We start from the raw sequence: 8,716 nt of genomic DNA on the forward strand, positions 1-8,716 counted from the left end.
GGACCAACGAGCCACACCGCCAACAGTCACACCACATGCGGTTGCAGTATTAGCGGGGAGGTATGCCTGGGCGGCGGTGTAGCCGAAGAACAGCGGGTGCTGAGAGACCCAGTCGTTCAGGACGAGCAGACCCATGCCGTAGTGGGTGGCCTCGGTGTTCGCGATGCAGATCGTTGCCGGGCAGGTCTTGGTCGGACGGCCCAGGCCCACCGTCCCCGGGTTGAGCATTTCCTGGTAGGCGGCGGGGGAGAGCAACTCGCCCGAGCCGATGCCTGCGGCCGTGCGGGCCAGGTCGCAGATGTCCGTGGTCTGTACCGCGCCGGGGGCAGTGGTCCATGAGGGGTTCCAGAAGCTGGACTCCTCGTACTTTCCGCGGTCGGAGGTGAAGGCATGCAGGACGGGCGTCGGAATGTCGGGCGTGAAGCTGTTGCGGGTCTCGCTCAGCCCGAGCGGGCCCATGACCTGCTGTTGGAGCAGGACGTCGAGCGGGGTCCCGGTGATCTTCTCCAGGGCGGCACCGAGGAGGACGAAGTTGGCGTGCGAGTAGCTCCAGTTGGTACCCGGCTCGTACCACAGCGGCTTACTGGTCGAGATGGCCACCAGCTCCTTGGCCGTCCACTGGCGGAACGGGTCCGCATAGACGGCGTCGGAGAAACCGGGGGAGGTGACGTAGTCGATGAGACCGGAGGTGGAGGCGCCGAGCATGCGCAGCGTGATCTGGTGGCCGTGCGGAAGGTCGGGCAGCCAGCGCGCGACGGGATCGTCGAGGTCGACCCTGCCTTCGTCGACCAGCCGCAGGAGCGCCGTGCCCATGTAGCTGATCGCCACGTTGCCGTTCCGGAAGTGCATGGCGGGCTCGGCCGGCACCCCTGTCATCGACTCGCCGAGCGCGGTGGTGATGACCTCGCGACCGTCGACAGTGACCCGCAGGATCACGGACTTGAGATCCATCTCGGCCTTGGCCTGCTCGGCGATCCGCAGGATGTCCCGTGCCGGGCCGCGGCCGGGCAGCGGAGAACTGACGCAGGGCCGGTGGCGGTGATCGCGATCGCTCGCCGCACCGCTGGCGGTCGTGACCGGGGCGCAGAGGGCAAGGAGGGCGGTGGCTGCGGCGAGGCGGAGCAGCGTAATCGGGCGGGCTGGTCTCATGGGCGCAGTATCGGCTTGGAGTGCCCGGAGACCGGCTCAGCGGCCACCCGACCCGCACGAACATCACCCATCGGGCCCGCATCGACGGTCGGGGGACGTGGTGATCGTTCGCAGCTTCCAAGGTGGCGGATGGAGTGGGCTGAGACGCGTCGATCCATCGGGGTGCGAGCGTGCGCAGTAGCTGCTCCGCGGGCGGAGCGCTCACCGAAACGATGTACGCATTTCGGTGTCACAGCCCCGATCGTGGTCATAGCCTGACGGGTGTGACGCACAGGTTCCGTGAGGCGATGCGGTTGATGCGAACTCGCGATCCGCAACGTCGTGAGGACAGGTTCCACCAACTCCTACCGCACGCCGCAGAGCATGTCGACGAGCTCATCGAGGAGTTCGAACAGGAGCAGGACGATCACGGATTGCGCTGCTGGCTGCTCGAGCTCATCGGGGCAGCCCGATCTCCCGCCGCTCTGCCGACTCTCGGCGCTCAGCTCAACAGCCCTGACGAGTCCCTACGACTCCGGGCGGCCGCCGGCCTGACCGAGCTCGACACCCCCGAGGCCCGGACCCTGCTCTGGAATGCCCGAGCCAACGGCATGACCACCTAGGTTCTCGACGTCGGGTCGGCTGCGGTCAGGGAATGAGTACGCGGACAAGCAACACGACCAACGTGCCTGCTGCCAACACCGACCCCAGCACGGTGAACAGCCGGTCGACCGTCGCTACGTCCCAGCCCTTGATCGCAAACCGACGGGGATCCTCCGGGTCGTATTGGACCGTGACAAAGTTCCCGACTCCGAAGTCGCCCCCGACGCTGCCGCGGCCGAACCTGGATGCGTACTCATACTCGCGGCCGTCCCGGGTCGTCCAGGCTGCGACCGGGTGGTGGAACGTGGCGCCTTCGTTGTCGCGCCTGAGATCGTGGCGGACGATTCGCCCCTCTGCGATGACACCTGTGCGACGGAGCGCGCTGGAGCGGCGGAGTCCGTACACGCCGAAGCTGAGGAAGACCGCGCCGATCGTCAGCGGGATGAGCGAGAAGAGCCATTCACGTTCCATAGGTGGTGCGACGCCTTTGTCGGGATGCTGGTTGCGGGTGGGGCTGTGGCAGCCTGCTGGCCACTCTCGACCGGCCGAGCGGTTCGGCGCCATGGGCCACAGGGTGGGTCAGAGTGGCTGGAGTTGGGTGCGCAGGAGGCAGAATTCGTTGCCTTCCGGGTCGGCCAGGCAGTGCCAGCTCTCCGTGCCGGTCTGGCCGACGTCGGCGGGCCTGGCGCCGAGGGCGAGCAGCCGCTCCAACTCGGCGTCCTGATCGCGGTCGGTGGCGTTGACGTCGATGTGCAGGGGGAGCTTGCCGGCCCGCGGGTCGCTGCTGGGGCTGAGGACGAGGGTGGGCTGCGGGCCGCCGAAGCCGGCGTCGGGCGGCCCGATCTCGATGCTTCCGTCGTCCTCCCGGCCGAGTTCGACGTAGCCGAGGACCTGGCTCCAGAAAGCGGCGAGCCGCTCGGGGTCGGCGCAGTCGATGACCAGTTCACTGATGCGGCATGCCATGCGTGTCAGTGTACGGAGGCAACCCGGGAGTCGGTCGTCGGCCGCGCGCCGGAGGACGACGCTGCTACCCGATCGCGTCCTGTGCAGGTCGGCGAGCGCGCGGTCAGAACCAGTGCAGGCAGTGCGGGGACCGTTCGGAGCGGAAGAGGGTGTCGGCGAGGGTGGCCGCGCCCGGGTGGTGGGCGCGGATGTGTCCGGCACGCACGAGCGTGCTCGGGGTGGTGCCGCCGAGGTAGACCGAGCCCAGGTCGCTCACGTCCAGCGACAGGTCGGGCGCCCGGTCCGTCGGGACGCACTCGGCCTTGCCGTCCCGGACGGTCAGCAGGTAGCGGCCGTGCTCGCCGAGGAACGGGTCGTCGACGTCGAGGACGAGCTCGCCGTCCGTGAACCAGCCGCGCGCGGTCAGCGCACGCGGGATGTCCAGCAGCCGCACCCAGAGCCAGTCGGTGTCGCCGCTCACCTCGCCGGCGCGGAAGTCCGCAAGCTGCCAGCGCAGCGGGTGCTCCGGCGGGAAGTGCTTGAACACGACCTGATGGACCAGGTCGTGCCCGAGCACGAACCGGGCCAGGGCCGTGGAGGCGGCATCGCCGGTCGCGATGGTCTCGTCGACCGTCAAGGTGTCGGGCTTGTCGGGCTTGTCGAGCGAGTAACTGGCGTACCCGTCCGGAATGCCGTCGGCGTCCCGGTGGACTGCGACGTAGCGCGGCGCCGGAGAGATCGGGGGCTGTCCCGCGCCCGAGGCCCACCAGCGGTGCGGCCGGGACAGGGCGCCGGGCTGTGCGCGACGGTACCGGTCGTAGACCTCTTCGAGGATCTCGCCGCACTCGGCACGCCGCAGCAGCTCGATCGCGCCGATGTCCGAGCCGGTCGCGGGGGCGTCGGCCGTTCGGTGCGCCCGGGGGAGGGCGAGCCCGGCCTGGTGGCGCGGCACCGTCAGCCGCTGCGTGTAGGTCGCCGGACCGTAGCCGAACCTGCGGTAGATCAGGGCCTCGGAGGCCAGCAGCACGGAGAGGAACTCCCCTCGGGCCCGCAGCTCGCTGAGCTGATGCCGCATCATCGCGCTGAGCACGCCCTGGCGTCGGTGCGAGGGAACGACGCCGACGGCGGTCACCCCGGCGGCCGGGACGAGGACCTCACCGGGCAGAGTGAGCTCGAAGGAGTACGCACCAGCGGTACCGACGGGCCGCCCGTCCGCCGTCATGGCGAGCAGGCTGCGGTCCATTTCGAGCGCCGACCACCAGACCCCGCCACCGTTCTCCTTGGGGGTTTCCGGGAAGCGCCCGAACGCGGCATGGAGGGTGTCGACGAAGACGTCGCGGTCCTGGTCGGTCGTGGGACGGATCTCCATGCTGCCGCTGTCTCCTCGGGATACCGGCACCACGACTCGTGGTGCCCCGCCACAGTGCAGCGTTGACCTGTGGCGGGGTCAAGCGAATTACGGCTGGGCTTGTGTCCAATGGCTGGGTTGGCCGGATCCGGGACGATGGCGACGCCGCTGGACGCAGGACGGGCTGCTGAGCGATGACGGCGGCACGGTCGATCGCCGTCCGTGTGATGCGTTACGAAGGTGCCACTGAACGTCACCAGCGGCCCGTGCTCGCCGTCGAAGTGACCCCGGGCCGGGCGGAAACGACGCACGCCAGAGGTCCTGAAACGGCGCGGCGATCGCTGCTCTTCCTGGACCTGGTGAGCCGGTCGGCGAGGGCACCAGGCACACTGCTGGTACGCAGTCTCATCATCAAGAGGATCACGCATGATCACGCTCACGAAGGAAGACGGCCCGGCGGACCTGGACGGGGTGACCCACCTGTCCATCGGAGCGTCCTGGGATCCCACCGTCGGAAGCAGTGGTGGACTGATAGGGAAGCTCCGTCAGAAGACCGGCACCGACCTTGATCTGATCGCCATCGCCATGCAGGGGACGGAGCCGGTGCGGCTGGCCGGTCTGGACTCCCTGGATCCGTTGGGCAACGGATCGTTGGTGCACAGTGGGGACAATCAGACCGGCCGTGGGGACGGCGACGACGAGACGGTGACCGTCGACTTCGCCCGGGTGCCGACCAACATCACCTCCATCGTGTTCGTTGCCGCCGCGTACAAGAAGCACAGCGCTTTCCAGAAGGCACGGAACATCAGCTTCAAGGTGTACGACGCGACGGGCGGCAGCACCCAGCAGGTCGCCGACATCTGGCCGAGCCTGCTCAGCAACGACAACGGGTGCGCCGTGGCCAAGGCGATCCGGAGCGGTGCGGGCTGGAAGCTCCAGGTGATCAACGAGACCGGGAAGATCAAGCAGGGCGACGAGCAGGCCCTGATGCGCTTCGCCATGAGCAAGTAGCAGAAATGCGGGCAGGCCCCCGGCTCGCGGACGCGAGCCGGGGGCTCCGGGGTGGGCACGGTCTGCCGGTCCGCCCGCCCGCAGCCGTTGGTGAACACCCACCAGTGCTGCCTGGCCGGCCCGCGAGCGGTCGCGTTGGGGCTACAGGCTGTGGGCGGTGATGTTGCCGTGGGCGGTCGTGGCGTGGATGGTCAGGTCGGCGGTGCCTTCGGTGTTCTTGAGCGTGTTGTGGATGCGGCCGTAGGTGGTGCCGGCGTCGAGGCTGGCGGAGACGCCGCGGGCGGCGCCGACCGAGATCTCGCCGACCTGGGTGTGCAGTGTGACGGTGCCGCGGACGGCTTCGGTGATGCGGATGTCGCCCCTTGCGGTGCTGATCTGCGCGGGTCCGCCCAGCCGCCCGATCTCGACGTCGCCGTCGATCGCGGTGAGGTTGACGTTCGCGGCCTCGTCGAGCTTGATCTGTCGGTACGCGCCCTCGAAGGTGACGTCGCCGAGGCGTCCGACGCCCCGGAGCTCGGAGCTGGCGGTCCTGGCCTCGATGTGGGAGCCGGCGGGCAGTTGGACGGTCACCTCGATGGATCCGCTGTTGCCGACGATCCGGTTCTGCGCCGGTGAGGCCTCGATCCGCAGGACGCCGTCGTCATATTCGATCGTGGTCTGTTCCGCGGCTTTCACGTCGCGGCTCTTCGTGGTGTCCGCGGGGAGGATCTCGACCGTGGTGTCGGCGCGGTCGGCGGCGATGAACCGGATGCGTCCCGCGGGGATGTTCAGGACGGCGGAGATCGGGTTCGGGGTGTTGAACTTCTGCATCATGTTCTCCCGCAACTCGTCGTTTCTGATGAAGGAAACGCTACGTTGCATTCAAAGATCTGACAACGGAATCGTTGCGCCTGGACAGTGTAATCGCAGGTGGTGGCCCATAAATCGTTGCAATGGATCTGGAGTTGAATGCAACGACGGCTGCCTGTTCGTTGCAATGAGCTGAGAGTGAACGCTACACTTGAGGCACCACGGAGCACGAAGGAGACCGCGATGCCCGGAGGCAGACTCACCCAGCAGGAACGCCGGCAGATCGCGCTGGGACTGGCCGACGACCTCGCCTACGCCGAGATCGGCAGACGCCTCGACCGTCCGACCTCCACGATCACGCGCGAGGTGACACGTAACGGCGGCCCCACCGGCTACCGCGCCGACCTGGCTCACCGCGCCACCGAACACCGCACCCATCGGCGCAGCCAGGCCGCCCCCCCGGGGTTGGAAGCGCCCGAGCAACCTCACGGACGTGATGCCGAGGCCGTGCGTGAGTACGAGGAAGTGTTCACCACCGTCCTCATGCAGGCGGGGACGCCCAAGATGATGGCCCGGGTGCTGGTCTGCCTCTACACGACCGACGCGGGCAGCCTGACCGCGTCCGAACTCGTGCAGCGCCTCCAGGTCAGCCCGGCGTCCATCTCCAAAGCGATCACGTTCCTCGACGGCCAGGGCCTTATTCGCCGCGAACGTGACGAACGCCGCCGCGAGCGCTACGTGGTCGATGACGACGTCTGGTACCAGGCGATGATGGCCAGCGCCCGGTCCAACGCCCAGATCATCGAGACCGCACGGCAGGGCGTCGGCATTCTCGGCTCAGGCACTCCGGCCGCCGCCCGCCTGGAGAACATCGCCCGCTTTCTCGACTTCGTCAGCGAGAGCATCACCCGCGCCGCACAGCAGGCCCGCGAGGTCCTCCACACACAAGCCGGAACGACCCCGGGCGGTCCTGCCGAGCCGTCTGAGGAGACCTTCGGGACGCGGGAGCCATCCGAAGGGGAGGAACAGGCGGGCACTGCCGGGCCGAACTGACCTTGCCTCCCCTTGCGATGGGGCGTTCGGGGAGGATCGGACCGGGTGGGGGCCACCCGGAGCTTCCGTCCGAGCTCGGCTCTGCGGTGCCGGTCCAGGGCGCGCGCTGAGGATGGGGCGGCCGGCCGGGAAATCCGGTCGACAGGCCGGCCCGGGAAGCAGTGTGATGGCTGCGAGTGCCTGCCGTACCGTGCGGGCCGACCGCAGGAGCTGTTCTTGGCAACGGGGACAACCGCCCACGCCCGTCCGGCGATCGATGCGGAACTGGTCAGGCGCCTGGTCGATGCGCAGTTCCCGCAGTGGGCCGCGTTGCCTCTCAGCCTGCTCGACCCGGCCGGTTCGGACCATGCGATCTACCGGCTGGGCGAGGAACTGTCGGTCCGGCTGCCCCGCCATGCCGGGGCCATCGGGCAGGCCGGGAAGGAGCTCCAGTGGCTTCCCCGGCTCGCCCCGCACCTGCCGCTGGCCATCCGACCGTCCTTCTGGTCCCTTGCCGGTGCTGCCGGGACGGTTCCGCGGCTTGTGGAGTGGGGCGAACATCCTGCCGTCCGACGATGGGGCCGGTCGGACCTCCGGAGGGTCCTGATAGGCCCTGCTGCGCCCACCCCGGCTGCCTCAATGTGGAAGTGGGGACCGGTTCCCGCCGGGTCGTGTCGCCCCTGATCCATCTGCCGAAAAGACGTGAGACCGTGCAGCACCGCACCGTACGAGATGTCATCCTCGGCAGAACGCTGCAGATCACCGAGGGCGCGGTCCAGGTCCAGGTGCAGGAGGGCGTCGTCACCCTCCGCGGAACGCTCGGCCTGCGCAGCCTGGGCCCGCTCGTGGTCCGGCTCGCGCAGGGCGTCGACGGGGTGGTGAACGTCCACGATCCGATGGCCTTCGACGTCGACGACGCCCCGGCCCTCCCGGAACCGTCGGCCGCGCTGCCGGCGACCCCGTGACCGTTCTCGCACCCGCACCGCAGGCCACCGGCTCCGGAATCACCGCGGCGGCCGGCCGGTCCGGCGACGACGCCCTCCGGGCGGCGGATACGACGCGCGACGGTCTGTCGGCGCGCGAGGCGGCCGAACGGCTGCGCACCTGGGGGCCGAATGCGGTCACCTCCCATCAGGCCAGGCTGCCGGCGGTGCTCTGGCGTCAGCTGCGCTCTCCCTTGCTGGGGTTGCTGCTCGCGGCGGCGACGGCCTCCTACTTCGTCGGGCAACGCGGTGACGCGGTGATCATCGGTGCGATCGTGGCCCTGTCGGTGGGGCTCGGCTTCGTGAACGAGTACCGCGCGGAGAAGGCCGCCGAGGCGCTGCACGGCCAGATCCACCACGAGGCGGTGGTTCTTCGGGACGGCCGTCCCTGCAAGGTTGACGTCACCGAGCTGGTGTCGGGCGATGTGGTCGAGCTGAGGCTTGGAGAGATCGTTCCGGCCGACATCCGGCTTCTTGACGTTGTGAGTCTGGAGTGTGACGAGTCGGTCCTCACGGGGGAGTCGCTGCCACTGCCCAAGGGCACGTCCGCGGTGCCGTCCGGTACCCCGTTGGCCGAGTTGTCGGGCTGCGCTCTGATGGGCACTGTCGTGCACGCCGGCAGTGGCCGGGGGGTGGTGGTGACCACTGGTGCCGCGACGGAGTTCGGGAAGATTGCGGCGGGCCTGGGCACGCACCAGTTGGAGACCGAGTTCCAGGTGGGACTGCGCCGATTCTCGATGATGCTGGTCTACGTCGCGGGCGCGCTGACCACGTCGATCTTCGCCGTCAACGTCCTCCTGCACAAACCGCTGTTGGAAGCGCTGCTGTTCTCGCTGGCGATCGCCGTCGGGATCACGCCGCAGTTGCTGCCGGCCGTGGT

Annotated in this window: 10 protein-coding genes and 1 pseudogene; 6 read left to right on the top strand and 5 right to left on the bottom strand. The window is 68.9% G+C overall.

Translation table 11 applies throughout. The features are described from left to right. A partial coding sequence (locus C6N31_RS41695) for a serine hydrolase domain-containing protein (RefSeq protein WP_198359572.1) occupies positions 1-1,149 on the bottom strand: 1,149 nt, incomplete at its 3' end. 263 nt (positions 1,150-1,412) lie between these two features. Between C6N31_RS41695 and C6N31_RS41700 the strand changes: the two genes are divergently transcribed. Next, complete coding sequence (locus tag C6N31_RS41700; RefSeq protein ID WP_198359573.1) at positions 1,413-1,751, top strand: HEAT repeat domain-containing protein; 339 nt, start codon at positions 1,413-1,415, stop codon at positions 1,749-1,751. A 25-nt stretch (positions 1,752-1,776) separates the two neighbouring features. Here the strand turns inward: C6N31_RS41700 and C6N31_RS41705 are convergent, their stop codons facing one another. From C6N31_RS41705 to C6N31_RS41715, 3 genes are all read right to left on the bottom strand, one after another. Continuing rightward, positions 1,777-2,202, bottom strand: a complete 426-nt coding sequence (locus C6N31_RS41705; RefSeq protein WP_198359574.1) for a DUF3592 domain-containing protein — start codon at positions 2,200-2,202, stop codon at positions 1,777-1,779. Between the two features lie 108 nt (positions 2,203-2,310). After that, a complete protein-coding gene (locus C6N31_RS41710; protein WP_138351999.1) occupies positions 2,311-2,694 on the bottom strand; it encodes a VOC family protein in 384 nt (127 codons plus the stop codon). A gap of 103 nt (positions 2,695-2,797) precedes the next feature. Beyond that, on the bottom strand, positions 2,798-4,042 hold the full coding sequence (locus tag C6N31_RS41715; protein WP_198359575.1) for a GNAT family N-acetyltransferase: 1,245 nt from the start codon (positions 4,040-4,042) through the stop codon (positions 2,798-2,800). Between the two features lie 405 nt (positions 4,043-4,447). On the opposite strand from C6N31_RS41715, the gene C6N31_RS41720 reads away from it, so the two are divergent. Continuing rightward, positions 4,448-5,032 carry a TerD family protein gene (locus C6N31_RS41720; RefSeq protein WP_138351997.1) on the top strand — a complete coding sequence of 195 codons (585 nt, stop codon included), beginning with the start codon at positions 4,448-4,450 and terminating at the stop codon, positions 5,030-5,032. Positions 5,033-5,173: 141 nt separating this feature from the next. Here C6N31_RS41720 and C6N31_RS41725 read toward each other — a convergent pair whose 3' ends face one another. Then, positions 5,174-5,842: a DUF4097 family beta strand repeat-containing protein gene (locus C6N31_RS41725; RefSeq protein WP_164293287.1), complete on the bottom strand. Its 669-nt coding sequence runs from the start codon at positions 5,840-5,842 to the stop codon at positions 5,174-5,176. 222 nt (positions 5,843-6,064) lie between these two features. On the opposite strand from C6N31_RS41725, the gene C6N31_RS41730 reads away from it, so the two are divergent. The 4 genes and pseudogenes from C6N31_RS41730 to C6N31_RS41740 all read left to right on the top strand — a co-directional run. Then, positions 6,065-6,874, top strand: a complete 810-nt coding sequence (locus tag C6N31_RS41730) for a GbsR/MarR family transcriptional regulator (protein WP_138351996.1) — start codon at positions 6,065-6,067, stop codon at positions 6,872-6,874. Between the two features lie 216 nt (positions 6,875-7,090). After that, positions 7,091-7,345: pseudogene (locus tag C6N31_RS44840) on the top strand (phosphotransferase); the annotation flags it as partial. A 179-nt stretch (positions 7,346-7,524) separates the two neighbouring features. Further along, entirely contained in the window at positions 7,525-7,818 is a 294-nt protein-coding gene (locus C6N31_RS41735) for a BON domain-containing protein (protein ID WP_164293176.1), read from the top strand. Continuing rightward, positions 7,815-8,716 (top strand): P-type ATPase actuator domain-containing protein (locus C6N31_RS41740; RefSeq protein WP_307811608.1); only part of this gene is annotated, 902 nt, incomplete at its 3' end. The genes C6N31_RS41735 and C6N31_RS41740, both read left to right, overlap by 4 nt.

Source organism: Streptomyces fildesensis (assembly GCF_016107395.1).
In the GTDB taxonomy this organism is placed as follows: domain Bacteria; phylum Actinomycetota; class Actinomycetes; order Streptomycetales; family Streptomycetaceae; genus Actinacidiphila; species Actinacidiphila fildesensis.